The following is a 23,204-nucleotide window of genomic DNA, read 5'->3' as shown; positions in this document are numbered from 1 at the left end:
GATCATCGATCGGCGGTACGAAATGTCCCGACGTCACTCGTTCGGCCGGTCGAAAACCGTTTGTCCGAACACCACCGTGCGCAGGCAGACCGGCAGCTCACGCCCGGGGGTCAGATCGGGCAGACCGGGCGTTCCGGAGCGCGGATCGGTCGACCAGCGGGCCACCCGGTCGTCCGGCGCCTGGACCACGAGCTCGTCGGCGCGCCAGATCGCGTAGTCGGCGGGGGCGCCGGGGACGAGCGTGCCGGCGTCGTCGCGTCCGACGGCCCGCCAGCCGCCCCGGGTGTGGGCGGTGAAGGCGGCGCGGACGGAGATCCGGTGCTCCGGCGTGCGGTGGAAGGCGGCGGCGCGGACCGTGCCCCAGGGGTCCAGCGGGGTGACCGGGCTGTCGGAGCCGAAGGCCAGCGGCACACCGGCGCGGAGGAGGGCTGCGTACGGGTTGAGGGTGCGGGCGCGCTCGGCGCCGAGGCGCTCGGCGTACATGCCGTCCTCGCCGCCCCAGGCCGCGTCGAAGGCGGGCTGGACGGACGCGGTCAGGCCGAGTTCGGCGAAGGCGGCGATCGTCTCGGGGGTGAGCATCTCGGCGTGCTCGACGCGGTGGCGGGCGGCGCGGATCCGGGCGAGGCCGAGCTTCTCGGCGGCGGCGCGGACGCCGTCGACCACGGAGGTGACGGCGGCGTCGCCGATGGCGTGGAAGCCGGCCTGGAGGCCCGCCTCGGTGGCGGCGACGACATGGGCGGCGACCGTGGCCGCGTCGAGGTGTGCGACGCCCCTGTGGGCGCCGTCGGCGTGGTCGGCGTACGCCTCGTGCAGACAGGCGGTGTGGGAGCCGAGCGAGCCGTCGGCGAAGAGGTCGCCGGCCGCGCCGACGGCGCCGAGCGCGCGGGCCCGTTCGATGTCGAGGTCGGCCCAGTAGCCGACGACGCGCGGGCCGGGCTCGGTGCGGGCGAGGTCGAGGAGCCCGGTGAAGTCGTCCTCGGAGGAGATCTCCGGACCGCCGCACTCGTGCAGGGTGCCGATGCCGAGCGAGGCGGCGTGCGCACGGGCCGCACGCTGGGCCTCGGTGCGCTGCGCGGGCGAGAGGGCCGCGTAGGCGGCGGCGCGGACGGCGTGGTGCGCGTCGCCGGTCAGCGGCTCGCCGTCGCGGAAGCCGGTGCGGTCACGGACGCCCGGGACGAGGTCAAGGAGGGCGGTGGTGACGACGGCCGAGTGGACGTCGATCCGGGTGAGGTAGAGCGGCCGGCCGCCGGTGAGCTCGTCCAGCTCGTCGCGGCGCGGGGCCCGGCGCTCGGGCCAGCGGGCCGCGTCCCAGCCGTGTCCGATGAGGATCCGGTCGGCGGGGCGGGCGGCCGCGTACGAGCTGATCAGCTCCGCCGCCTCGGCGAGCGAGCGCGCGGCGGAGAGGTCGAGGCCGGTCAGGGCGAGTCCGGTGGCCGTGGTGTGCACATGGGCGTCGACGAACGCGGGGGTGACGAGCGCGCCTTCGAGGTCGATCACCTCGTCCACGCCGGAGGCGAAGGCGTCGGCCGCCCCCTCCGAGCCCACCCAGGCGACGTGTCCGCGCTCCACCACCATGGCGGTGGCGAAGGGGTCGGCGGGGCTGTGGACTTCTCCACCGCGCAGCAGGATGGTGCGGTGCTCGCTGTCTGAGAGGGTCTCGCTCATGGTGACCAGGCTAGATGCGCGGCGGGGCCCGGCCGTACGCCGGGCCCGGCGCGGCCGGATCGGTCCTGGGTGCTAGACGCGCGGCGGCCTGGCTTCGTACGGGGTCGACAGGACGACCGTCGTACGGCTGGAGACGCCCGCCTGGGAGCGGATGCGGCTGAGCAGGTGTTCGAGCTCCAGCGGGGTCGCGACGCGCACCTTGAGGATGTAGTTCTCGTCGCCCGCGACGCTGTGGCAGGCCTCGATCTCCGGGAGGTCCGCGAGCCGGTCCGGGGTGTCGTCCGGAGAGCTGGGGTCGAAGGGTTTGACCGAGATGAAGGCGGTCAGCGGCAGACCGACGGCCTCCGGGTCGACGACGGCCGCGTAGCCGCGGATGACCCCACGCTGCTCCAGTCGGCGGACGCGCTGATGTACGGCCGAGGTGGACAGGCCGGTGGCCTTGCCCAGGTCGGTGTAGCTCATGCGCCCGTCCCTGACGAGCAATTCGACGATCTGACGATCCAGCTCCTCCATGCGGTCAACCTATTGCCCCAAGGGGCCTCCGGCACAGCGGGGGTACGTCGCCGTCTCGTCACCACCCCGTCGCTATAGACCTCTATGGGCATCCTCGGGGCACCTGCGAGGGGCATGTGACGAACACCACAGGTTTGTGGGCGGCTCGATCGAGACCTCACGGTTATGCGGGGGGCCGTATGGGAATTGCTTGCTGTGGTCGAGGCCATACGTACTTCGGTCGACCCACCCGAGGGGGAGATTCTCCATGCAGGATCCTGTTGATTCGGTCGAGACGACCGACGAGCTGGACGCGTACGACACATTCGAGATGTACCGGGTCATCTGCCCGGACTGCGTCCAGCCGATCGCGCTGCTCGCGGACGAGGACAGGCTGCCGGAGCACGCGCTGTGCCCGACGCCCTGGAACCCGTTCGTGCTGACGGTCTGCCCGGGCACCGGCCGCGCCGCGTCCGACGCGAGCCCCGCCGACGAGACGCTCGAGGTCCAGGAGCAGGACACCGCGCTTCTGCTGACGCTCCCCCAGGGGCTCGACTGGCGGACGCAGCCCTTCTCGCACGTCGGCGGTCCGGGCTCGCGTCCGATCAAGGTGCCGCAGATGCGGCGCGCCGCGTAACGACGCCTACCAGTAGTCCCCTCGCACCATCGCCGCGAGCGTGGCGTGGTGCAGGATGAGGCTGTCCGGATTCTCCGGTACCTCCACCTCTCCGAAGTGCGCCTGGCGGTACGCGACTCTGAGCATCACGATCGCGTGCCGCAGCGCCGCGTAGAGCGTGTGGAACTCCATCTCGCGCGGCGTGTGCCCGGTGAGGGCCGCGTACCGTCGCTCGACGGCGTCGCGGCGCAGGAATCCGGGCAGTCCGGGCTGGCCGAAACTGACGGTCAGGTCCTGGAAGAAGCGGTGGAGGTAGACGGTCCAGCCGAGGTCGACCTCGCGCGGCGCGAAACCGGCCATCTCCCAGTCGAGGACGGCCGCGGGCCGGAATCCGTCGTAGACGATGTTCCCGATCCGCGCGTCGCCCCAGTTGAGGACGGCGGGCCCCTCGTCGGCCGGCCAGTGCGCCTCCAGCCAGGCGAAGGCCGACTCGATCAGCGGGGAGCGGGCGAGGTCCTTCACGACCCAGGCGTAGTAGGCGCGTTGGGCGTCGACATGGCGCCGCAGCGGGCTGCCGGCCCCGTCGGGCAGCAGGAACTCCGCCTCCTTCGCGGGGAACTGGTCGTGCAGCCGGGCGAGCACGGAGACGGATTCGGCCTCCAGGTGGGTGCGTTCGGCGTCGGTCGCGGAGTGCAGCCAGTTCCCCTCGTACGTATAGGGCATGACGTCCGGCGGCACGCGGCCCTCGGCGCGGGCCATCACGAAGAACGGGGCGCCGAGCGGACCCGGGTCGCGTTCCAGCCACAGGACGCGCGGGACGGGTAGGTCGGTGTGCTCCCCGACGAGCCGCATGACCCGGTGCTGCCGCTCCATGTCGTAGACGGGGAAGATCGTGTACGCGGCGGGGTCGGCGGCCAGCCGTAGCGCGCAGCCGCGCACGGGGGCGTCGGGGTGCTCGATGTCGAAGAGCAGGGTCTCGCTGGACATCCCGTTGGACCCGGGCACGGCGAGCCCGCCGACCCGGGCGCCGGGCAACCGGAGGTCGAGCCACTCGGTGAGCCGGCGGCCCAGTTCCTCGGGGTCGCGGGTGCTGGTGCGCGGGCGGGGCGCGGTGGCCATGGACGCACTCCTCTCTTCTTGGGGCTCGGTTCGCCTTCGGGGCAGGGTCAGTCGGCGGTGGACGTGTAGTCGGCGAAGCCGCTCGGGTCGTGGCGGCCGAAGGAGCCGTGCTCGAAGATCCCGTAGCCGGTGCGGCCTTCGAGGGTGAAGCGGGCCGCGTGGTCGGTGACGCCGAAGGCGGCCATGGGATGGGCGGCCGGGTCGGAGAGGTCGTACACCCTGCGGTCGGTCCAGTCGCGACCCTGCCAGGTGCCGTGCTGCCAGTCGACGGCGGGCGGGTAGCCGGCGCCGACGGCGAGCGGGGAGGAGGCGAGGATCTCGACGTCGACCTCCAGCGGCTTGCCGGACGGGTCCGTGAGGTGGATGGCGGCCCGTTCGGGGTGGCGGGTGCCCGGGCGGTACGTGATGTCGGTGCGGGGCCGGCCGAGTTGGGCGTCGCGCTGCCCGTTCCGTACGAGCAGGGCCTCGTTGAGGGTCCGGTAGCCGTCGGCGTCCTCCTGCGCGATGACCATGAGGAAGCGGTCGTCGAAGCGCATCGGGATCCAGAGCCAGTGGAAGCCCTCGGGCCGGAACTCGTCGGCGCGGCCGGGTTCCTCGCCGGGGATGGGCCGGACGCCCCAGCTGCGGTCGCGGGTGCCGGTCCATTCCCCCGCCGTGACGGCGAACTCCTCGCCGCCCGCCCGGACGGTCCCGGTGCAGTGGCCGGCCTGGACGAAGCGGCGGCCCTCCAGGGTGAGCCGGTCGCCGCGGCGCTGGGTGTGGTGCGGCTCCCAGACGGGAGCGAAGTCCCCGGTCCAGGTGAGGTCGAAGGAGAGCCCGTCGGGGTCGGCCGGGTCGGGGTCGCAGTGCAGGCCGAGCGTCTTGAGGGGTTCGTCCACGGTGATCCGGAGCGGGCCGACGGCGAGGTTCATCCGGTCGTCGCCGAGGGCGTCGGAGGCCCGGACGGCGTGCAGCCGGTCGCCGGTGCGCAGGGTCGCGTAGGCGTCCACGACCCCGGTGTTGGGGTAGACGCCGAGTCCGGCGATGAGCAGGGCACGGCCCTGATGGTCGAAGACGTGGAAGATGCACCGGTCGTAGACGTTGCGGTCGCCGCTGACGTGGTGCTTCATCGAGAGCGGCGCCTGGTGCACGGGGTACTCGTCGAGCGGGACGGGCCGGTCCTCTGACACGTGTGACCTCCTGGTCGACAGCGGGATCTGACGGTAAGTCAGAAAGCCTGTCGGGGGCCAGAGTCGTGCGGTACCCGTTCGCACGCACGCCACGAGCCCCGCGCAGGCCCGGGGCGGCCGGGTAGTTCTCGAACGCCTCCTCGAATCCGTCCGGCGGTGACCCCGGCCGGGCGGGGGCGTTGGGACAGGCATGACCACGCTGTACACCGCCCCCATCGGCAGCGGACGGCGGCGCCTCGCCGAGCCTCGCTTTGAAGAATCGGTTCCGCAGCCGCCGCCGCACGTCGCCGACCCGCCCATCTACAAGGCGCTGATCAGCCAGTGGGCCAGCCACGGCAAGACCCTGCCGGGCCGCGTCGACCAGGAGTGGAACCGGCTGACCGCCGCCCCCGTCTGGGCCGACCGGACCGTGCGGGTGAGCGGCGTCAGCGGGACGCTGGTCAGTGGGACTCTGGTCCGACAAGGTGGCGGGCGATGACCATCCGCTGGATCTGATTCGTACCCTCGACGATCTGCAGCACCTTCGCCTCGCGCATGTACCGCTCGACGGGGAAGTCCGCCGTGTATCCGTAGCCGCCGAGCACCTGCACTGCGTCGGTGGTGATCCGCATGGCCGCGTCCGAGCAGAAGAGCTTGGCCATCGCCGCCTGCCGCCCGAAGGGCCGGCCCTCGTCGCGCAGGCGCGCCGCCTCCAGGTACAGCGCACGGCCCGCCTCGATCCCGGTGGCCATGTCCGCGAGCAGGAAGCGGAGCCCCTGGAAGTCGGCGATCGGCCGGCCGAACTGCCGCCGCTCGCGGGCGTACGCCACGGCGGCGTCGAGCGCTGCCTGGGCGACGCCCACCGCGCAGGCCGCGATCCCGAGCCGCCCGGAGTCCAGGGCGGAGAGCGCGATGGCGAACCCCTGCCCCTCCGCGCCGATCCGGCGCGCGTCGGGGATCCGCACCCCGTCGAGGTGGAGCTGGGCGGTGGGCGAGCCCTTCATCCCCATCTTCCGCTCGGGCGGGGCGGCGGACAGCCCCTCCGCGCCCCCGGGGACCAGGAAGGCGGTGATCCCCTTCGGACCCTCGCCGCCGGTGCGGGCCATGACCGTGTAGAAGTCGGCGATCCCGCCGTGGGTGATCCAGGCCTTGGTGCCGTCGAGCACCCAGCTGTCGCCGTCCCGGACCGCCTTCGTGCGCAGCGAGGCCGCGTCGGATCCGGAAGTCGGCTCGGAGAGGCAGTACGCGCCGAGGAGGCCGCCACCGAGCATCGCCGGGAGGTGGGCGGCCCGCTGCTCGTCCGTACCGAAGTTCGCGAGCGCGTGGCAGGAGAGGGAGTGGACGCTCACTCCGAGCCCGACGGTGAGCCGGGCCGCGGCGAGCTCTTCGAGGACCTGGAGGTAGACGGCGTAGGGCTGGTCGCCGCCGCCGTGATCGGAGTCGTACGGGAGTCCGAGCAGACCGGAGTCGGAGAGCAGCGCGAACAGCTCGCGCGGGAAGCGGCCCTCGGCCTCCTCCTCGGCGGCGCGGGGCGCGATCTCCCGCCCGGCGATCTCACGGACCAGGGCGAGCAGCTCACGGGCCTCCTCGGTCGGCAGCCGGCGGTCCACTCCCTGCGGGGCGCGGTCGGGCATGGCGGCGCACTCCTCCCTCTACGGGCGCTGCGGCGGTGCGCGCGGGTCACGCGGCGCCGCCGGTGGTCACTGCTGCGCCGATGCTGCCCCGGCGGTTCGCGCGAGGGGGCGCCCGGCGCCCGTGGCGCGGGGAGTATGCCCGTTCGGCGGCGCCCGGTCACCCGAGGCGGCGCCGCGGTCGTCACATCAGGCCGGCCTGCGTGACGAACATGGCGAGGACGACGACGAGGGTCCAGCCGAGGACGTGCTCGAGGATCTTGGGCCCGTCGCCCTTGGGGCCGCCGGTACGGGCGCGGGAGCGGGCGGCGGAGTGGGTGGTGGCGGTCATGGCGCCCACAGTGCCAGCCGCGGACGGCCCCGGGGTAGGACGCCGGTCACGCTCCCGGGGCCGTACGACTGGCGCGTCAGCGGACGCCGACGGCCGCCAGGGCCTTGCGCTGCGCGGGTGTCGGGCGGTCGGGGAAGTAGAGGTAGCAGACCCCTCCTGTGCCGGAGACCACGGCGCCGCTCGCGTTGTACCGCTTGGTACGGAGCCAGATGTTCTCCCACTCGCGCCGCCGGTAGACCCGGCGGACGGCCTCGTTGTCGGGTGAGGCGGGGTCGTTGGCGATCACGTCGCCGTCGGCGGTGAAGCCGATCACGGTCATCAGATGGCCGGAGGTGCCGTAGCCGGCGCCGGTGAGCTCCTCCTTGCGGAAGGACTGTGACGTTATGGCCGGAATGCCCGCCGCGATGAGGATCTCCAGATCCGTGAGCGAGCGCAGCCGGGTCACCACCGCGTTCATCGCGGGGTAGGTGGCGGCGTAGGCGGCGTTGAAGGGCCAGTTGCCGCAGCCGTCGTACTGGTAATCGAAGGTGAAACGGGCCGCGTGGCAGACCTGGGGGTCGGCGAACTCCGGGTTCACCCAGCCGAGGTCCTCGGCGCTCGGGCGGCGCCCCCAGTACTCGACGATCATCTGCGAGGAGGTCGGGCTGCACCAGGCCTCGCCGCCGTTGTCGTACTCCGGGTACTGGCCGACATGGGTGTTCTGCGAGTAGCGCGGCACGGCCAGTTCGCGGGCGAGGCGGGGCGTCGAGGCGGGCACGGTGAAGCGGTCTGGGACGTCGGAGGCCATCGCGCCGACCCGCCACACCATCGGGGTGAGCCGGGTGCCGGGGGTGCGGTGGAGGGTCAGCCGCAGCTGGTACGCGGTCAGCCGCAGGCCGCTCGCCGGGTCGTTCACGGCGAAGGTGTCGGTCCAGATCGAGCTGCGGCCGTCGCTCTGGTCGTCGACCGAGGTGCGCCGGATGTCGCTGTCGCCGGCCGCCCAGCGGCCCATCACGTACCAGGGGGTGGTGGTGGCGTCGTTGTAGGTGCCGCGCAGCTCGATCTGGATCCAGGTGCCGGCCGGGGTCGCCGCGTTCCAGGAGGCGATGACCTCGGTGGCGGGGACGGTGGAGGTGTGGACCGGGGAGGTCCAGCTCGCGTACTCCCAGCGGGAGGTCGTACCGGTGTGCGGGTCGGCGTACTCGGTGATCCCGGCGGCTGTGCCGATGGCCAGGCAGGGGCGGAGTCCGGCGACGGCCCGGGTGCCGGTGCGGTCGCCGGACCGCCAGTCGGTGAAGGAGGCCCAGAAGCGGTTGTCGACGGAGGCGGGTTCCGGTGCGGGCGCGTGGCCGCGGTCGCCCGCGACGGCGGCCGGTGCGGTGGAGGCCACGGCCGTGCCCGCGACGGCGGCGAGGGCTGCGGCGAGGACGGTTCTGCGCGGAGCGGAGTCGGTCATGAGCGGTGACGACCTCCAGTCGGGAGCGACGAATCGAGAGCGGCGAATCGGAGTGCGGCGAATCCAGAGCAGCGAACGACGGCGACGGACCACGGCGGCGGACGACGCCGGCGGACGCGAGCGCGTGGACCACTATCCCGGCTCCCGGAGCGCCTCGGCCAGCGATTCGGCACGCGCCGCCGGACCAATATTGGTCTCCACCACTGGCATCGCCACGCCCCTGACCTGCGGCACCTCCGCGCGGAATCGTTACGCTTGCCCCATGACCGACGGGACCGACCTCGACCGCGCCGCCGCCGCGCTGCGCGCCCTGCCGCCCTCCTGCGGGCCGGTCCGGCTGATCGCCGTCGACGGTCACGCGGGCTCGGGCAAGTCGACCTTCGCCGCGCGCCTCGCCGGCCGCCTCGACGCGCCCGTCCTCCACCTCGACGACCTCGCCAGCCACGAGGAGCTCTTCGCCTGGACGGAGCGGATGCTCGGCGAGGTGATCGGGCCGCTCTCCCGGGACGAGGTCGCGCGCTATCACCCGTACGACTGGAATCTGCGGACCTTCGGCGCGCCCCGGGAGCTGCCGCCCGCTCCGGTCGTCCTGATCGAGGGGGTCGGCGCGGGACGGCGGGCGCTGCGCCCCTTCCTCGCGGCGCTGCTCTGGATGGAGCGGGGCCCGGAGGAGTCGTGGGTACGCGGCCGGCACCGGGACGGACCTGCGCAGTCGGAGTTCTGGGACGAGTGGACGGTGGCGGAGACTCGCCATTTCGCCGACGACCCTTCCCGGCCCTTCGCCGGCACCCTGGTACGGGAGAGTCCAGAAGGGTACGAGTGGCTTTCTGGGCCCTCAGTGACAGCGGGCCCGAACCAGATCATCACGGAACGTGACGACGCCCGAACAGGGAACTGAGTAGCCGAAAGTCGCCTTCCGCAAGTGCCTCAACTCGGCTTGACCCAGGGGGCGTACAGGTCTTACGTTCTTAATGTGCGGCTTTCCGAAGCCGCCGCGGACACGAAGCCCCCGGTTGTTCCCCCGTGATCGGGGGCTTCGTTCTGCCCTGATCATCCCTTTCTCCGAGCCGTCGACGACCTTGATGCTTACCCAGGGTTACGGCCACCGGATCATGCCCTTCTTCTTAGTAGCGCCCCCTCTGCGCAGGTACGATGCCCTTCGGTGGGGTCAATTCCCGTCCACGAGAAGGCGGTTCTGTACGGCTTCCGGCGGGCGCCCGCCCGCCGGGACAGCAACGGGGGCACGTTTTGTGGGGGACCCGATGGACATCGGCACGCAGGGCGGACCGGCCCCGGCCGAGCTCGCCTGGCTGCGGGGAGTCGACGCCTACACGATGGGCGCCTATCCGCAGGCGGAGGAAGAGTTCCGTACGGCGGTACGGATCGATCCCGGCATGGCGGACGCCTGGCTCGGGCTGCACGCGCTGCGGGTGGACACCACCACCGCGCTGCTGCGGATGTACCGCAACCGCGACCGGTTCGGCGAACAGCGCGCACGCCACCGCCGGACCCTGAACTCCTGGTACTGGCTGGGCTGGTGGGTCCAGCCCGTCCTGGAGAACCCGCGCGATCTGCTCCTCGCCCACGCCTCGCACTGGCTCGACGGCCGCCATGTGCCCGAGCTGGACCGGGCGCTGGCCGGGCTTCCACCGGTCGACACCGACCCGCAGGTCCGCTTCCTGCACGCCTGCCGGTCCTATCTCGTCAAGGACTGGGACCAGTTGGTCCGGCACACCGAGACCCTGGTGGACGATCCCCTGCTCGGGATCGAGGCCGGACTCTTCGGCGGGATGGCCCGGGTCCGGCTGGAGATGTACGGCCAGGCCGAGCCGCTGCTCTCGGCGGCCCTGATGCGCTGCCGCAGCGAACAGCCGCAGCGCAAGGAGCTGCGCTACTGGCTCGCCAGGGCCCACGAGGGCACCGGACGCAGCGCCGCCGCCCTCCCCCTCTACCGGGCGGTGCACCGGATCGACCCCGCTTTCATGGACACGGCCGCCCGGCTGGCGGCGATCACCGAGTACGACGGGTTCGAGGGGCCGGACGACGCGGCCGGGCTCGCGACGGTCGCCCTGAGCGGGGTCGGCCAGGACACCACCGCCGGGGACGCGACGCAGTCCGACCTCGACGGCCCGGGGCCCGACGGGCTGCGGCTCGGCACGGAGCCCCCGGCCCCGGCGGCGCCGACCGCCCCCGCCGGGCCGCCCGAGCCCCCCGACGTCGTACGGCAGAAGGCGACGGTCCCCGCGCAGCCCGCGCCCCCGCGCTTCCCCGCCAGCCCCACCGACCCCGCCCTGCTCGCCGAGGCGCTCGCCGAACTGGAGCGCATGGTGGGGATGGAGCCGGTGAAGCGGCAGGTCAAGGCGTTGTCGGCGCAGCTGGAGATGGCCCGGCTGCGGGCCGGGCAGGGGCTGCCCGTCCAGCCGCCGAAACGTCACTTTGTCTTCTCCGGTCCCTCGGGCACCGGGAAGACGACCGTGGCCCGCATCCTCGGCCGGGTCTTCTACGCCCTCGGGCTGCTCGGCGGCGACCATCTGGTCGAGGCCCAGCGCGCGGACCTCGTGGGCGAGTTCCTGGGCCAGACCGCCGTCAAGGCGAACGAGCTGATCGACTCGGCGATCGGCGGGGTCCTCTTCGTGGACGAGGCGTACTCGCTCTCCAACACCGGCTACAGCAAGGGCGACGCGTACGGCGACGAGGCGCTCCAGGTCCTCCTCAAGCGCGCCGAGGACAACCGGGACCACCTGGTGGTGATCCTGGCGGGCTACCCGGAGGGCATGGACCGGCTGCTCGCCACCAACCCCGGGCTCTCCTCCCGCTTCACGACCCGGGTCGACTTCCCCTCGTACCGCCCGCTCGAACTCACCGCCATCGGCGAGGTGCTCGCGGCGGCGAACGGGGACTGCTGGGACGAGGAGGCGCTGGACGAGCTGCGCTCGATCAGCGGGCACGTGGTGGACCAGGGCTGGATCGACGAGCTGGGCAACGGACGCTTTCTGCGCACGCTGTACGAGAAGTCCTGCGCGTACCGCGACCTCCGGCTCGCGGGGTATCCGGGGACACCGACCCGGGACGACCTCGCCACGCTGCGGCTCGCGGACCTGATGCAGGCGTACGGGGAGGTCCTCTCGGGGCGCCGGGGGCCGCAGGAACCTGGAGGGCTCTGAGCCGCTGGGCGGTGGTGACCACACGTTCGTGGTCACCACCACCCCTCGGGGTCACGCCGTCAGCACCTGCTCGGGTACTCGGTGGGACGGGTCCCTGACCTCGCCCACCAGCATCTCCAGGACGTCCTCCAGCGCGACCAGGCCGAGGATCCGGCCCGAGCCGTCCGCCACCTGGGCGAGGTGCGTCGCCGCGCGGCGCATCACGGTGAGCGCGTCGTCGAGCGGCAGCTCGGACCGGACCGTCGCCATGGGCCGCCACACGTGCTGCGGCACCGCCCGCTCCCGCTCCTCCAGGTCCAGGACGTCCTTGACGTGCACGAACCCCATGTACGTGCCGTGCCCCTCGGCGCACACCGGGAAGCGCGAGTAGCCCGTGCGGACCGTGAGCTCCTCGATCTCCCGGGGCGTCACCGACGGCGTGACCGTCACCAGCGCCGAAGGGGCCATGACGACGTCCGTGACCGTGCGGCTGCCCAGCTCCAGGGCGTCCCCCAGGCGCTCCTGCTCGACCGGGTCGAGCAGTCCCGCCTGGCCCGCGTCCTCCACGAGCCGGCCGAGCTGGGTGCTGGTGAAGACCGCCTCCACCTCGTCCTTCGGCTCGACGTCGAAAGCCCGCAGGACGAGGCGGGCGCACGCGCCGAGCGCCCGGGTGACCGGCCGGCACAGCCGGGCGAAGCCGACCAGGGTCGGGCCGAGCCAGAGCGCGGTCCGTTCCGGCGCGGCCATCGCGAGGTTCTTCGGGACCATCTCGCCGATCACGAGATGGAGGAAGACGACGGCGGTCAGCGCCACCGCGTACCCCAGCGGATGGATGAGCCCGGCCGGCACGCCGATGGCGTGGAAGACCGGTTCGAGGAGGTGCGCCACGGTCGGCTCGGCGACCGCGCCCAGGGTCAGGGAGCAGATGGTGATGCCGAACTGGGCGGCCGCCATCATCTGCGGCAGGTTCTCCAGGCCGTACAGGACCTGGCGGGCCCGCTTGCCGCCGAGCGGCTCGATCTGGCTGCGGCGTACGGAGACGAGCGCGAACTCGGCGCCGACGAAGAAGCCGTTGGCCACCACCAGGAGGAGGGCGAACAGCAGTTGGAGCAGGCTCATCGGACCGCCTCCCGTACCGCGGGCACCTCGGCCGTACGGACGATCCGCACCCGCTCGGCGCGGTAGCGGTCGACCTGGCGCACCAGGAGCCCCCACCCGGGGAGTTCGGCCCGGTCGCCGGGGGCGGGGATGCGGCCCAGGAGATCGGCGACGAGTCCGGCGACCGTCTCGTACGGCCCGTCGGGCACATCGAGCCCTATCCGGTGCAGGGTGTGCACCCGGCAGGAGCCGTCGGCCTCCCAGGCGGGGTTCCCGTCCTCGGCGGCCACGGCGGCCAGCTCGGGCCGCGCGTCGGCGGCGGTGTCGTGCTCGTCGCGGACCTCGCCGACGAGCTCCTCCACGATGTCCTCCAGGGTGACGACCCCGGCGGTGCCGCCGTACTCGTCGACGACCACGGCGATCGGCTGCTCGCGCCGCAGCCGCTCCAGCAGCGCCTGGGCCGGCAGCGTCTCGGGAACGAGCAGCGGCGGTACGGCGATCCGGCCGACGGTGGTGCGCTGCCGCTCCTCCGGCCGCACGGCGAGGGCGTCCTTGAGGTGGACCATGCCGACGATCTCGTCGATCCGCTCGCGGTAGACGGGGAACCGCGACAGACCCGTCGCCCGGGTGAGGTTGAGGACGTCGGCCGCGGTGGCGTCCGACTGGAGGGCGCTCATCTTCACCCGTGGCGTCATGGCCTGCTGCGCGGTGAGTCCACCGAGGGTGAGGGTCCGTACGAAGAGGTCGGCGGTGTCCTGCTCCAGCGTGCCGGCCCGGGCCGAGTGGCGGGCGAGGGCGACCAGCTCGCCGGGGGTGCGGACGGAGTCGAGTTCCTCGGTGGGCTCGACCCCGAGCAGCCGGACCAGCCGGTTGGCGACCCGGTTGAGCAGGGCGATGACCGGACGGAAGAGGGAGGCGAAGAGGTGCTGCGGCCCGGCCACGAACCGTGCCACCTGGAGCGGCCGGGAGACCGCCCAGTTCTTCGGGACGAGCTCGCCGACCACCATCTGCACGGCGGAGGCGAGGAGCATCCCGATCGCGACGGCGATCCCGGAGACGGCGCCGTCGGGGAGACCGGTCGCGGTGAGGGGTCCGTCGAGGAGCTGGGCGAGCGCCGGCTCGGCGAGCATGCCGACGACGAGGGAGGTGATCGTGATGCCGAGCTGGGTGCCGGAGAGCTGGAAGGACAGCTCGCCGAGCGACCTGACGACGGTGCGGGCGCGCCGGTCACCGGCGGCCGCGGCCCGCTCGGCCTCGGGGCGGTCCACGGTGACGAGGCCGAACTCGGCCGCCACGAAGAAGCCGTTGGCGAGGATCAGGAGGAAGGCTGCGGCGAGCAGCAGAAGGGGGATGATCATGCCGCCGCCTCCCGGGAGGGGGCGGCGCAGGTACTACCGGACGATCCGTCCATTGCCGGAGGGAGTCACTCCTCGGGTCGCAGGGTGGCCCCGCGGGCCGCGACGGCGGCCGTGCACATGCGAGGCGGTGGTGCCGCTCGGCACCACCGCATCCAGAGTAGCCACGCGGACCCCGCGCGGGGCAGGGGGTCGGCCCCGTATGGGGGATCCGTCGGGGTCAGCCCGCGTCAGGACCGGTGCCGCGGCTGTCGGCGAGGGCGCGCAGGGCGCGGGCGTCACGGATGGCCTGCTCCTTGGCGATGCCGGGCTGGATGCCGAGCACGGGCATGCTGGTGCCGTCGCTCAGGTCCAGGAAGACCCAGGGGTCGCCCGGCCGGAGGTTGACCTTGAGGATCTCCGCCCAGGCCAGCCGGCGGGTCCGGGTGATGTTGACGACCGTGACCCCGGCGTCGTCGGCGACGACCTTGGGGCGGCTCAGCATCACCAGGACGCCGAGGAAGAGCGCCGCGGTGAAGATGAAGCTGACCCGCTCCCCCGGGCTGAGCCGCTCCAGCATCAGCGTGACGGCGGTGATGACGGTGAACATGACCATCCCGATCGTCAGCAGGACCGCGCGGGTGCGGCCCGGCCGGAAGGTGACCGGGAGGGCGGGTGTCGGGGCGTCGGACATCGGATTCCTCGTACGTCAGGAGCTGCCGGGCGGTCGCTGCCGAGTGGTCAGAGACGGCAGGCGTGGATGGCCGTCGTCAGGATGGCGCGGGCACCCAGCTCGTACAGGTCGTCCATGATCCGCTGGGAGTCCTTGGCGGGGACCATCGAGCGGACGGCGACCCAGCCCTCGTTGTGCAGCGGCGAGATCGTCGGCGACTCCAGGCCCGGGGTCAGCGCGACCGCCGCCTCCAGGTGCTCGGCGCGGCAGTCGTAGTCCATCATCACGTAGCTGCGGGCCACCAGGACGCCCTGGAGACGGCGCAGGAACGTCTGCACGCGCGCGTCCTCGGTGTCGGCGCCGGCCCGCCGGATCACCACGGCCTCGGAGGTGAGGATCGGGTCGCCGATGACCTCGAGTCCGGCGTTGCGCAGGCTGGTGCCGGTCTCGACGACGTCCGCGATGATCTGGGCGACGCCGAGCTTGACGGCGGTCTCGACCGCGCCGTCGAGGTGGACGACGGAGGCGTCGATCCCCTGGTCGGCGAGGTGCTTGGCGACGATGCCCTCGTAGGAGGTGGCGATCGTCATGCCCTGGAAGTCCTCGGGACCCTTCGCGGTGCCCGGCCGGGTGGCGTAGCGGAAGGTCGACCGGCCGAAGTTCAGCGGGAGGATCTCCTCGGCGTTGGCGCCGGAGTCGAGCAGCAGGTCACGGCCGGTGATGCCGATGTCCAGCTTGCCGGAGGCCACGTAGATCGCGATGTCCTTCGGGCGCAGGTAGAAGAACTCCACCTCGTTCTCGGGGTCGATGACCACGAGCTCCTTGGACTCCTTGCGCTGCCGGTAGCCGGCCTCATGGAGCATCGCCGACGCAGGTCCGGACAGTGAACCCTTGTTGGGGACGGCGATGCGCAGCATGGGATGAGCTTCCTTTGCCTGGGAGTCTTCGGGGAGGGAGTGTTTCTTCGTCTGCTCGGAAACGGGTACGTCAGAGGTGGGCGTAGACGTCGTCGAGCGAAATCCCGCGGGCGACCATCATCACCTGGACGTGGTACAGCAGCTGCGAGATTTCCTCGGCGGCGGCTTCCTTGCCCTCGTACTCGGCGGCCATCCAGACCTCGGCGGCCTCCTCGACGACCTTCTTGCCGATGGCATGGACGCCCTTCTCCACCAGTTCCGCGGTGCGGGAGGTGGCAGGGTCGCCGTTCTCGGCCTTGAGCTTGAGCTCGGCGAAGAGCTCTTCGAAGGTTTTGTTCGCCATGATGGTCCTAAGAGTACGGGGTAAGGGTCACGTACTTAGCGCCAGGGTTCGCTGACCGTGCGCAGCGTCGTCGCGGTGGCGACGGCGGCGGTGACGGCCTCGTGGCCCTTGTCCTCGCTGGACCCTTCGAGGCCGGCCCGGTCCAGGGCCTGCTCCTCGTCGTCCACGGTCAGGACGCCGAATCCGACGGGTACGCCGGTGTCGATCGAGACCTGGGTGAGGCCGTGGGTGACGCCCTGGCACACGTACTCGAAGTGCGGCGTTCCGCCGCGGATGACGACGCCGAGCGCCACGATGGCATCGTAGCCGCGCCCGGCGAGGACCTTCGCCACGACCGGGAGCTCGAAGCTGCCGGGGACGCGGAGCAGGGTCGGCTCGTCGATGCCGAGCTCGTGCAGGGCGCGGAGTGCGCCGTCGACGAGGCCGTCCATGATCTTCTCGTGCCACTGGGCCGCGATGACGGCCACCCGCAGGTCGCCGCAGTTCTTCACGCTGAGGACGGGTGCGCCCTTGCCGCTCATGTCTCTCCTTGCTGGGTACTGGTGACGTGCTGGGGTTACTGGTTTGCGCAGGTGGACGCGGTGCTCGCGTCCAGCCAGGGCAGGTCGTGTCCCATCCGGTCCCGCTTGGTGCGCAGGTAGCGGAGGTTGTGCTCGCCCGCCTGGACCGGCATGGGTTCGCGGCCCTCGACTGTGAGGCCGTGCCGGGTGAGGGCGTCGATCTTGTCGGGGTTGTTGGTCATCAGCCGGAGGCTGCGGACGCCGAGGTCGCCGAGGATCTGGGCGCCGGCCGCGTAGTCGCGGGCGTCGGCGGGGAGGCCCAGCTCCAGGTTGGCGTCGAGGGTGTCGCGGCCGCGCTCCTGGAGCTCGTACGCGCGCAGCTTGGACAGCAGGCCGATGCCGCGGCCCTCGTGGCCGCGCAGGTAGACCACGACACCGCGGCCGGCCTCGGTGATCCGGTCCATGGAGGCCTGGAGCTGCGGGCCGCAGTCGCAGCGCAGCGAGTGGAAGATGTCGCCGGTCAGGCACTCCGAGTGGACCCGGACCAGGACGTCCTCGCCGTCGCCGATCCGGCCGTGGACGAGGGCGACGTGCTCGACGCCATCGACCGTGGAGCGGTAGCCGTACGCGGTGAAGTCGCCGTGGGCCGTCGGGAGCTGGACCTCGGCCTCGCGGCGGACGGTCGGCTCGGAGGAGCGGCGGTACGCGATGAGGTCCTCGATCGAGATGATCGTGAGGCCGTGCTTGCGGGCAAACGGGACGAGCTCGGGCAGCCGCAGCATGACGCCGTCCTCGCCGGCGATCTCCACGATCGCGCCGGCCGGGCGCAGGCCCGCGAGGCGGGCGAGGTCGACGGCGGCCTCGGTGTGGCCGTTGCGGACCAGGACGCCGCCGGGCTTGGCGCGGAGCGGGAAGATGTGGCCCGGGCGGACGAAGTCCGAGGGCTCGTGCGCGCCGCTCGCCAGCATCCGCAGGGTGGTGGCGCGGTCGGCGGCGGAGATGCCGGTGGTGACGCCGTGGGCGGGCGCCGCGTCGACGGAGACGGTGAAGGCCGTGCGCATCGACTCGGTGTTGTGCTCGACCATCTGCGGGAGCTGGAGGCGCTCCAGTTCGTCGTCCTCCATGGGTGCGCAGATCAGGCCGCGGCACTCGCTCATCATGAAGGCGACGATCTCGGGGGTGGCCTTCTCGGCGGCGACGACGAGGTCGCCCTCGTTCTCACGGTCCTCGTCGTCCACGACGACGACGGGGCGGCCTGCGGCGATGTCCCGGATGGCCTGCTCGACGGGGTCGAGGGAGAGGTCGGTGGCGTCCCAGGGCGGAAGGGCGCTGATGGGGTGGCTCATGCGTGTGCTCCTTCCAGAGCGGCGGGAGCGGTGCGCGTCCGGAGCCACCAGTCGCGCAGGCCCCAGACGACGAGGGCGAAGTAGATGACGTAGACCAGGCCGGAGAAGGCGAGGCCGCTGTTGAAGGCGAGGGGGACGCCGACGAGGTCGACGAGGAGCCAGGCGAACCAGAACTCGACCAGGCCGCGCGCCTGGGCGATCATCGCGACGAGCGTGCCGACGAAGATGTACGCGTCGGCCCAGGGGCTCCAGGAGAGCGACGGGTAGAGCGTGAACAGGCCGCCGACCGCGAGGGTGCCGAGGACGGCGCCGGCCAGGAGGTAGCAGCGCTCCTTCCAGCTGGCGAAGCGGACGGCGATGGAGCCGTCCTGGGCCTGCTGCCTGCCTCGGTTCCACTGCCACCAGCCCCAGGCGGCGACGCCGATGACGAGGAGCTGCTTGCCGACGCCGCCGCTGAGGTGGGCGGAGGCGTAGGCGCCGACGAGGATGACGCCGGAGAGCAGCTGCGCGGGCCAGGTGAGTATGGAGCGGCGCCAGCCGAGCGCGAGGGCGATCAGACCGATCGTGTTGCCGATCATGTCGGACCACAGGATGTGCTGGTCGAGGACGGTGAACGCCTCGGAGTTGAGCCAGTTCACTTGACGTTCTCCTTCGGCGTAGGGCCGAGCAGCCGCTCGACGTACTTGGCGATGACGTCCACTTCGAGGTTGACCGGGTCGCCGCTCTTCTTGATGCCGAGGGTGGTCAGGGCGAGCGTGGTGGGGATGAGGCTGATGGTGAACCAGTCCTCCGCGGCTTCGACGACGGTGAGGCTGACGCCGTCGACCGTGATCGAGCCCTTCTCCACGACGTAACGCGAGAGCTGCGCGGGCAGGGCGACCTTGACGATCTCCCAGTTCTCGGACGGGGTCCGGTCGAGGATCGTGCCCGTGCCGTCGACGTGGCCCTGGACGATGTGGCCGCCGAGGCGTTCGCCGACCGCCATGGGCCGCTCCAGGTTGACCCGGGAACCGACGTCCAGCGCGCCGAGGGAGGACCGGTTGAGGGTCTCGGCCATCACGTCGGCGGTGAACTCGCCGTCGCCGTGCTCCACGACCGTGAGACAGACACCGTTGACGGCGATGGAGTCGCCGTGCTTGGCGCCTGCCGTGACCAGGGGGCCGCGCAGGCGGAAGCGGGAGGCGTCGGCCAGCTTCTCGACGGCGGTGACCTCGCCCAGTTCTTCGACGATTCCGGTGAACACGGTCAGGCTCCCTTGAGGGTCGCGGTGATGCGGATATCGGATCCGATGCGCACGGTCTCGGTGACGTCGAGCCGCAACGCTTCGGTGATGGTGGTGATTCCGGCGTCGGCGAGGGCGTTCGGGCCCGCGCCCAGAAGGACCGGGGCGAGGTAGCCGACGACCTGGTCGACGGCGCCCGCGCGGACGAAGGCGCCGGCCAGCGTCGGCCCGCCTTCGAGGAGGACGGAGCGGACGCCCTGCTGGTGGAGCGCCGCGAGGAGTTCGGGGATGTCGAGGCCGCCGCCGGGTGCGCGGGAGAGCCGCCAGGTCTCGGGGAGGTGGACGGTCTCCTCCGGGAGCAGGTCTTCGGCCACGGCGATCACGGTGCGCGCCGCGTCGTCCAGGACCCGGGCGCCCGGCTTCACCGCGCTCGCCTCGGTGTCGACGACGACCCGGAGCGGCTGGACGGCGCCTTCGACGCCGCGTACGGCCAAGTGGGGGTCGTCGGTGCGGGCGGTGCCTGAGCCGACCACGACGGCGTCGGACTCGGCGCGCAGCCGGTGGACGTCGGCGCGTGACTCGGCGGAGGTGATCCAGCGGGAGGTGCCGTCGGCGGCGGCGATCCGGCCGTCGAGGGTGGCGGCGTACTTCCACCGGACGAAGGGGCGGCCCAGGCGTACGGAGGTGAGCCAGGCGATGTTGCCGGCCTCGGCCTCGTCCGCGAGGACCCCGCTCCGGATTTCGACCCCGGCGGCGCGCAGGGTGTCCGCGCCACCCGTGGCCTGCGGGTTCGGGTCGCCGACCGCGTACACGACGCGGCGGACACCGGCCTCGATCAGCGCCTGGGCGCAGGGGCCGGTGCGGCCGGTGTGGTTGCAGGGTTCGAGGGTGACGTAGGCGGTGGCGCCGCGGGCGAGGTCGCCGGCCGCGCGCAGGGCGTGGATCTCGGCGTGCGGCCCGCCGGCGCGCTGGTGGTGGCCGGCGCCCACGGTCTGCCCGGAGGCGTCGAGAAGGACGCAGCCGACGACCGGGTTGGGGCTCGTGGAGCCGAGGCCGCGGGCCGCGAGCGCGATGGCGCTTCGCATGGCGGTGATGTCGGCCTGGTCTGCCACCGGGTCCTCCTGCCTCTTCGGGCACGGACTCCGGGGCCTGTCGATGACGACAGAGAGCGGGTACGACACTTCGCACAGGGGTGCCGAGGCCGGAACACACCGGTCGCCGACGAGGGCGACCAGCGGCGATACGGCCGACAGCGCCCCTGGTCAGGGTCGCCCGCCGCGCACTGCCTCCCATCCGGACTTTCACCGTCGGTCCAGGAGTTTCACCTGGTCAACCGGCCGCTGGCTGCGGACGGGTCGCGGACTATACCGCCGGTTCGGAATTACACCGACCCCGGAGTGCGCTGCTGCTGATACAGGGCCAGTGTGCCACGGCCGGTCGGGGGCCATGCGAGTGAGGCCCTGTGGCCTGGCTCACAGCACCTCACCACCCGCGACTTTGGTCCAGACCTATTGACGCACTGGTCTAGTCCTCTTAATCTCCGTGTCACCTCCGAGGTACGGCCCGCCGGTGTGCGCACTCCACGGGCCCAACACGACCCACCCGTTTGTTCGTTGTGTTTTTTCGACCTCCCCTGGAGGAACCGATCGTGTTGTCCCCCACGAAGACGAGGGTCTCGCTGCTCGCGTCCGGCGCGGCCGTCGCCGGTCTGCTGATCAGCTCTCTCGCGGGCGGAGTCTCGTACGCCGCCGACAACGAGAGCTGTCGGCCGGACGGGCTGTACAAGACCCCCGGCGTCGACGTCCCGTACTGCTCGGTCTACGACACCGAGGGCCGCGAGAAGATGGGCGCGGACCACCAGCGCCGCGTCATCGGCTACTTCACCGGCTGGCGCACCGGCAAGAACGGCGAGCCCGCCTACCTCGCCAACAACATCCCGTGGGACAAGATCACCCACATCAACTACGCCTTCGGACAAGTCGGTTCCGACAACAAGCTGTCGGTCGGAGCGGACGGGCCGAACAACGCGGCCACCGGGATGACCTGGCCCGGTGTCGCGGGCGCCGAGATGGACCCGGCGTATCCCTACAAGGGTCACTTCAACCTGCTGAACAAGTTCAAGAAGCAGAACCCGGAGGTCAAGACGCTGATCTCGGTCGGCGGCTGGGCGGAGACCGGCGGCTACTTCGACGACAACGGCACCCGGGTGAACTCGGGCGGCTTCTACTCGATGGCCACCAACGCCGACGGTTCGGTCAACCAGGCCGGGATCGACACGTTCGCGGACTCGGCCGTCGCCTTCATCAAGAAGTACGGCTTCAACGGCGTCGACATCGACTACGAGTACCCGACGACGATGAAGGACGCGGGCAACCCGCTCGACTGGCAGCTCGCCAACGCCCGCCGCGCGGGCCTGGTCAAGGGCTACGACGCCCTGATGAAGTCGCTGCGCGAGAAGCTGGACCGGGCCGGCGCCGCCGACGGCAAGCACTACCTGCTGACCGTCGCCGCGCCCTCCTCCGGCTACCTGCTGCGCGGCATGGAGACCTTCCAGATGCAGAAGTATCTGGACTACGTCAACATCATGTCCTACGACCTGCACGGCGCCTGGAACGAGTACGTCGGCCCCAACGCCTCGCTCTTCGACGACGGCAAGGACGGCGAGCTGGCCGCCGCGGGCGTCTACGGCTCCTCCCAGTACGGCGGTGTCGGCTACCTCAACACCGACTGGGCGTACCACTACTTCCGCGGCTCGATGCCGGCCGGCCGGATCAACATCGGCCTGCCGTACTACACCCGCGGCCACAAGAACGTGCAGGGCGGCACCGACGGCCTGTGGGGCAAGGCCGCCGCGACCACCTGCCCGGCCGGCGCGGGTCTGACCAAGTGCGGTGACGGCGCCGTCGGCATCGACAACCTGTGGCACGACAAGGACGCCAACGGCGCCGAGTCGCCCGCCGGGTCCAACCCGATGTGGCACGCCAAGAACCTGGAGAAGGGCGTGGTCGGCGACTACGTCACCCAGTACGGCTTCCCGGCGAACACCACGCTGACCGGCACCTACGCCCGCAAGTACGACTCGACCCTGGTCGCGCCGTGGCTGTGGAACGCGCAGAAGAAGGTCTTCCTCTCCACCGAGGACGAGCAGTCGGTGGCCGCCAAGGCCGACTACGTGATCAGCAAGGGCATCGGCGGCACGATGGTCTGGGAGATGGCCGGCGACTACGACTACAACGCCACCAAGGGCCAGTACGAGATGGGTGACACGCTCACCTCGCTGATGTACGACAAGTTCAAGTCGGCGACCCCGTACGGGTCGAAGAAGTCCAACGCCACGCTGCCGGCGCAGGCGGTCGACATCAGGACGGAGTTCACCGAGTTCAAGCTGGGCGACTCCAACTACCCGATCACGCCCAAGCTGAAGATCACCAACAACACCGCCACCACGCTGCCGGGCGGCACGGAGTTCCAGTTCGACTACGCGACCGCGGCTCCGGCCAACGCCTCCGACCAGTCCGGTTTCGGCACGAAGGTGATCAGCAGCGACCATACGGGCAACAACGTGGGCGGTCTGAAGGGCGACTTCCACCGGGTCTCGCTGAAGCTCCCGGCCTGGCAGACGCTGGCCCCCGGCGCGTCGGTGGACCTGGCGTTCAACTACTACCTGCCGGTGTCCACGCCGTCGAACTGGACGGTGAACATCAGCGGCACGACGTACGCGCTCGCCGGTGACCTGGCGCGCGGTACGACGGTGGTGGAGCCGGGCGGCTCGACCCCGACCCCGACGCCCACCCCGACTCCGACCGGGCCGACCCCGACCCCGACGGGTCCGACCCCGACGCCGACGCCGACCGGTGGCACCTGCACCGCCCCGGCGTACGTGGCCGGCACGGTCTACAACTCGGGCAACGAGGTCTCCCACAAGGGCCACAAGTGGAAGGCCCAGTGGTGGACCCAGAACGAGGAGCCGGGCACGACCGGCGAATGGGGTGTCTGGAAGGACCTCGGGGCCTGCTGACGCCCTGAAGCCCTGAAGTCCCCTCGGACCTCCACGAAAGACGCCCGGCGGCGGACTCACGGCCCTTGCCGTCGCCGGGTCCTCACCCGCCTTCGCCGGGGGCCCCCCCCACGGGGGCCCGGCGCGGCGCTGGAGCCCGGGCTCAATAGTAGCAAGAGGTTTGAGGCTCTGAG

22 protein-coding genes and 1 riboswitch are annotated in these 23,204 nt (G+C 71.8%); of the genes, 5 read left to right on the top strand and 17 right to left on the bottom strand.

Features of this window, described 5'->3' with window-relative positions; all coding sequences use genetic code 11:
* Positions 1-33: 33 nt before the first annotated feature.
* Both Q5762_RS29255 and Q5762_RS29250 read right to left on the bottom strand, forming a co-directional pair.
* Positions 34-1,665, bottom strand: a complete 1,632-nt coding sequence (locus tag Q5762_RS29255; RefSeq protein WP_315895267.1) for an amidohydrolase — start codon at positions 1,663-1,665, stop codon at positions 34-36.
* 72 nt (positions 1,666-1,737) lie between these two features.
* Positions 1,738-2,178: an Lrp/AsnC family transcriptional regulator gene (locus Q5762_RS29250; RefSeq protein WP_315895266.1), complete on the bottom strand. Its 441-nt coding sequence runs from the start codon at positions 2,176-2,178 to the stop codon at positions 1,738-1,740.
* A 247-nt stretch (positions 2,179-2,425) separates the two neighbouring features.
* Between Q5762_RS29250 and Q5762_RS29245 the strand changes: the two genes are divergently transcribed.
* Positions 2,426-2,794: a hypothetical protein gene (locus tag Q5762_RS29245; RefSeq protein ID WP_315895265.1), complete on the top strand. Its 369-nt coding sequence runs from the start codon at positions 2,426-2,428 to the stop codon at positions 2,792-2,794.
* Between the two features lie 6 nt (positions 2,795-2,800).
* Here Q5762_RS29245 and Q5762_RS29240 read toward each other — a convergent pair whose 3' ends face one another.
* Together Q5762_RS29240 and Q5762_RS29235 are read right to left on the bottom strand one after the other, a co-directional pair.
* Positions 2,801-3,892, bottom strand: coding sequence for a phosphotransferase family protein (locus Q5762_RS29240; RefSeq protein WP_315895264.1), 1,092 nt, complete (start codon positions 3,890-3,892; stop codon positions 2,801-2,803).
* 47 nt (positions 3,893-3,939) lie between these two features.
* On the bottom strand, positions 3,940-5,061 hold the full coding sequence (locus tag Q5762_RS29235; protein ID WP_315895263.1) for a hypothetical protein: 1,122 nt from the start codon (positions 5,059-5,061) through the stop codon (positions 3,940-3,942).
* Between the two features lie 190 nt (positions 5,062-5,251).
* Here Q5762_RS29235 and Q5762_RS29230 point away from each other — a divergent pair, with 190 nt between their 5' ends.
* On the top strand, positions 5,252-5,539 hold the full coding sequence (locus tag Q5762_RS29230) for a hypothetical protein (protein ID WP_315895262.1): 288 nt from the start codon (positions 5,252-5,254) through the stop codon (positions 5,537-5,539).
* Here the strand turns inward: Q5762_RS29230 and Q5762_RS29225 are convergent.
* The 3 genes from Q5762_RS29225 to Q5762_RS29215 all read right to left on the bottom strand — a co-directional run bounded on the left by Q5762_RS29225 (position 5,502) and on the right by Q5762_RS29215 (position 8,437).
* Positions 5,502-6,674, bottom strand: a complete 1,173-nt coding sequence (locus Q5762_RS29225; protein ID WP_315895261.1) for an acyl-CoA dehydrogenase family protein — start codon at positions 6,672-6,674, stop codon at positions 5,502-5,504. The genes Q5762_RS29230 and Q5762_RS29225 overlap by 38 nt on opposite strands.
* A gap of 181 nt (positions 6,675-6,855) precedes the next feature.
* The gene (locus tag Q5762_RS29220) at positions 6,856-7,002 is read right to left on the bottom strand and encodes an SCO1431 family membrane protein (RefSeq protein WP_315895260.1); all 147 of its coding nucleotides are present in this window, start codon (positions 7,000-7,002) and stop codon (positions 6,856-6,858) included.
* 76 nt (positions 7,003-7,078) lie between these two features.
* A complete protein-coding gene (locus Q5762_RS29215; protein WP_315895259.1) occupies positions 7,079-8,437 on the bottom strand; it encodes a peptidase C39 family protein in 1,359 nt (452 codons plus the stop codon).
* A gap of 262 nt (positions 8,438-8,699) precedes the next feature.
* Here Q5762_RS29215 and Q5762_RS29210 point away from each other — a divergent pair, with 262 nt between their 5' ends.
* Together Q5762_RS29210 and Q5762_RS29205 are read left to right on the top strand one after the other, a co-directional pair.
* Entirely contained in the window at positions 8,700-9,335 is a 636-nt protein-coding gene (locus Q5762_RS29210; protein ID WP_315895258.1) for a hypothetical protein, read from the top strand.
* A gap of 364 nt (positions 9,336-9,699) precedes the next feature.
* Positions 9,700-11,601 carry an AAA family ATPase gene (locus Q5762_RS29205; protein WP_315895257.1) on the top strand — a complete coding sequence of 634 codons (1,902 nt, stop codon included), beginning with the start codon at positions 9,700-9,702 and terminating at the stop codon, positions 11,599-11,601.
* A 51-nt stretch (positions 11,602-11,652) separates the two neighbouring features.
* On the opposite strand, the gene Q5762_RS29200 is transcribed toward Q5762_RS29205, so the two are convergent.
* From Q5762_RS29200 to ribD, 10 genes are all read right to left on the bottom strand, one after another.
* Positions 11,653-12,699 (bottom strand): hemolysin family protein, encoded by a 1,047-nt coding sequence (locus Q5762_RS29200; protein WP_315895256.1) that lies wholly within the window; start codon positions 12,697-12,699, stop codon positions 11,653-11,655.
* Positions 12,696-14,036 (bottom strand): hemolysin family protein, encoded by a 1,341-nt coding sequence (locus Q5762_RS29195; protein ID WP_315895255.1) that lies wholly within the window; start codon positions 14,034-14,036, stop codon positions 12,696-12,698. The genes Q5762_RS29200 and Q5762_RS29195 overlap by 4 nt, the downstream gene beginning before the upstream one ends.
* 217 nt (positions 14,037-14,253) lie before the next feature.
* Positions 14,254-14,706: a PH domain-containing protein gene (locus Q5762_RS29190; protein ID WP_315895254.1), complete on the bottom strand. Its 453-nt coding sequence runs from the start codon at positions 14,704-14,706 to the stop codon at positions 14,254-14,256.
* Between the two features lie 47 nt (positions 14,707-14,753).
* The gene (gene hisG / locus Q5762_RS29185; RefSeq protein WP_315895253.1) at positions 14,754-15,602 is read right to left on the bottom strand and encodes an ATP phosphoribosyltransferase; all 849 of its coding nucleotides are present in this window, start codon (positions 15,600-15,602) and stop codon (positions 14,754-14,756) included.
* Between the two features lie 70 nt (positions 15,603-15,672).
* Positions 15,673-15,945 (bottom strand): phosphoribosyl-ATP diphosphatase, encoded by a 273-nt coding sequence (locus Q5762_RS29180; RefSeq protein ID WP_260231097.1) that lies wholly within the window; start codon positions 15,943-15,945, stop codon positions 15,673-15,675.
* 35 nt (positions 15,946-15,980) lie between these two features.
* The gene (gene ribH / locus Q5762_RS29175; RefSeq protein ID WP_315895252.1) at positions 15,981-16,466 is read right to left on the bottom strand and encodes a 6,7-dimethyl-8-ribityllumazine synthase; all 486 of its coding nucleotides are present in this window, start codon (positions 16,464-16,466) and stop codon (positions 15,981-15,983) included.
* A gap of 35 nt (positions 16,467-16,501) precedes the next feature.
* Complete coding sequence (locus tag Q5762_RS29170) at positions 16,502-17,791, bottom strand: bifunctional 3,4-dihydroxy-2-butanone-4-phosphate synthase/GTP cyclohydrolase II (RefSeq protein ID WP_315895251.1); 1,290 nt, start codon at positions 17,789-17,791, stop codon at positions 16,502-16,504.
* The gene (locus Q5762_RS29165) at positions 17,788-18,369 is read right to left on the bottom strand and encodes a nicotinamide mononucleotide transporter family protein (RefSeq protein ID WP_315895306.1); all 582 of its coding nucleotides are present in this window, start codon (positions 18,367-18,369) and stop codon (positions 17,788-17,790) included. Before Q5762_RS29165 ends, Q5762_RS29170 begins: the two co-directional genes overlap by 4 nt.
* Positions 18,370-18,425: 56 nt before the next feature.
* Complete coding sequence (locus Q5762_RS29160; RefSeq protein ID WP_315895250.1) at positions 18,426-19,034, bottom strand: riboflavin synthase; 609 nt, start codon at positions 19,032-19,034, stop codon at positions 18,426-18,428.
* A 2-nt stretch (positions 19,035-19,036) separates the two neighbouring features.
* Positions 19,037-20,125 carry a bifunctional diaminohydroxyphosphoribosylaminopyrimidine deaminase/5-amino-6-(5-phosphoribosylamino)uracil reductase RibD gene (gene ribD / locus Q5762_RS29155; RefSeq protein WP_315895249.1) on the bottom strand — a complete coding sequence of 363 codons (1,089 nt, stop codon included), beginning with the start codon at positions 20,123-20,125 and terminating at the stop codon, positions 19,037-19,039.
* A gap of 163 nt (positions 20,126-20,288) precedes the next feature.
* A riboswitch (FMN riboswitch) is annotated at positions 20,289-20,418 on the bottom strand.
* A 243-nt stretch (positions 20,419-20,661) separates the two neighbouring features.
* Here ribD and Q5762_RS29150 point away from each other — a divergent pair.
* Positions 20,662-23,031, top strand: a complete 2,370-nt coding sequence (locus Q5762_RS29150) for a chitinase C-terminal domain-containing protein (RefSeq protein WP_315895248.1) — start codon at positions 20,662-20,664, stop codon at positions 23,029-23,031.
* The last annotated feature ends 173 nt before the right edge of the window (positions 23,032-23,204 follow it).

The sequence above is a fragment of the Streptomyces sp. P9(2023) genome (assembly GCF_032436795.1).
Lineage (GTDB): Bacteria > Actinomycetota > Actinomycetes > Streptomycetales > Streptomycetaceae > Streptomyces.
The sequence above is the reverse complement of the archived record's forward strand: the minus strand, read 5'-3'. Positions and strand labels throughout refer to the sequence as shown.

Coding starts and splice junctions, on each gene's coding strand:
- Q5762_RS29255 (WP_315895267.1), bottom strand. CDS start 1,665: ATGAGCGAGACCCTCTCAGACAGCGAGCACCGCACCATCCTGCTGCGC.
- Q5762_RS29250 (WP_315895266.1), bottom strand. CDS start 2,178: ATGGAGGAGCTGGATCGTCAGATCGTCGAATTGCTCGTCAGGGACGGG.
- Q5762_RS29245 (WP_315895265.1), top strand. CDS start 2,426: ATGCAGGATCCTGTTGATTCGGTCGAGACGACCGACGAGCTGGACGCG.
- Q5762_RS29240 (WP_315895264.1), bottom strand. CDS start 3,892: ATGGCCACCGCGCCCCGCCCGCGCACCAGCACCCGCGACCCCGAGGAA.
- Q5762_RS29230 (WP_315895262.1), top strand. CDS start 5,252: ATGACCACGCTGTACACCGCCCCCATCGGCAGCGGACGGCGGCGCCTC.
- Q5762_RS29225 (WP_315895261.1), bottom strand. CDS start 6,674: ATGCCCGACCGCGCCCCGCAGGGAGTGGACCGCCGGCTGCCGACCGAG.
- Q5762_RS29220 (WP_315895260.1), bottom strand. CDS start 7,002: ATGACCGCCACCACCCACTCCGCCGCCCGCTCCCGCGCCCGTACCGGC.
- Q5762_RS29215 (WP_315895259.1), bottom strand. CDS start 8,437: ATGACCGACTCCGCTCCGCGCAGAACCGTCCTCGCCGCAGCCCTCGCC.
- Q5762_RS29210 (WP_315895258.1), top strand. CDS start 8,700: ATGACCGACGGGACCGACCTCGACCGCGCCGCCGCCGCGCTGCGCGCC.
- Q5762_RS29205 (WP_315895257.1), top strand. CDS start 9,700: ATGGACATCGGCACGCAGGGCGGACCGGCCCCGGCCGAGCTCGCCTGG.
- Q5762_RS29200 (WP_315895256.1), bottom strand. CDS start 12,699: ATGAGCCTGCTCCAACTGCTGTTCGCCCTCCTCCTGGTGGTGGCCAAC.
- Q5762_RS29195 (WP_315895255.1), bottom strand. CDS start 14,036: ATGATCATCCCCCTTCTGCTGCTCGCCGCAGCCTTCCTCCTGATCCTC.
- Q5762_RS29190 (WP_315895254.1), bottom strand. CDS start 14,706: ATGTCCGACGCCCCGACACCCGCCCTCCCGGTCACCTTCCGGCCGGGC.
- hisG (WP_315895253.1), bottom strand. CDS start 15,602: ATGCTGCGCATCGCCGTCCCCAACAAGGGTTCACTGTCCGGACCTGCG.
- Q5762_RS29180 (WP_260231097.1), bottom strand. CDS start 15,945: ATGGCGAACAAAACCTTCGAAGAGCTCTTCGCCGAGCTCAAGCTCAAG.
- ribH (WP_315895252.1), bottom strand. CDS start 16,466: ATGAGCGGCAAGGGCGCACCCGTCCTCAGCGTGAAGAACTGCGGCGAC.
- Q5762_RS29170 (WP_315895251.1), bottom strand. CDS start 17,791: ATGAGCCACCCCATCAGCGCCCTTCCGCCCTGGGACGCCACCGACCTC.
- Q5762_RS29165 (WP_315895306.1), bottom strand. CDS start 18,369: ATGATCGGCAACACGATCGGTCTGATCGCCCTCGCGCTCGGCTGGCGC.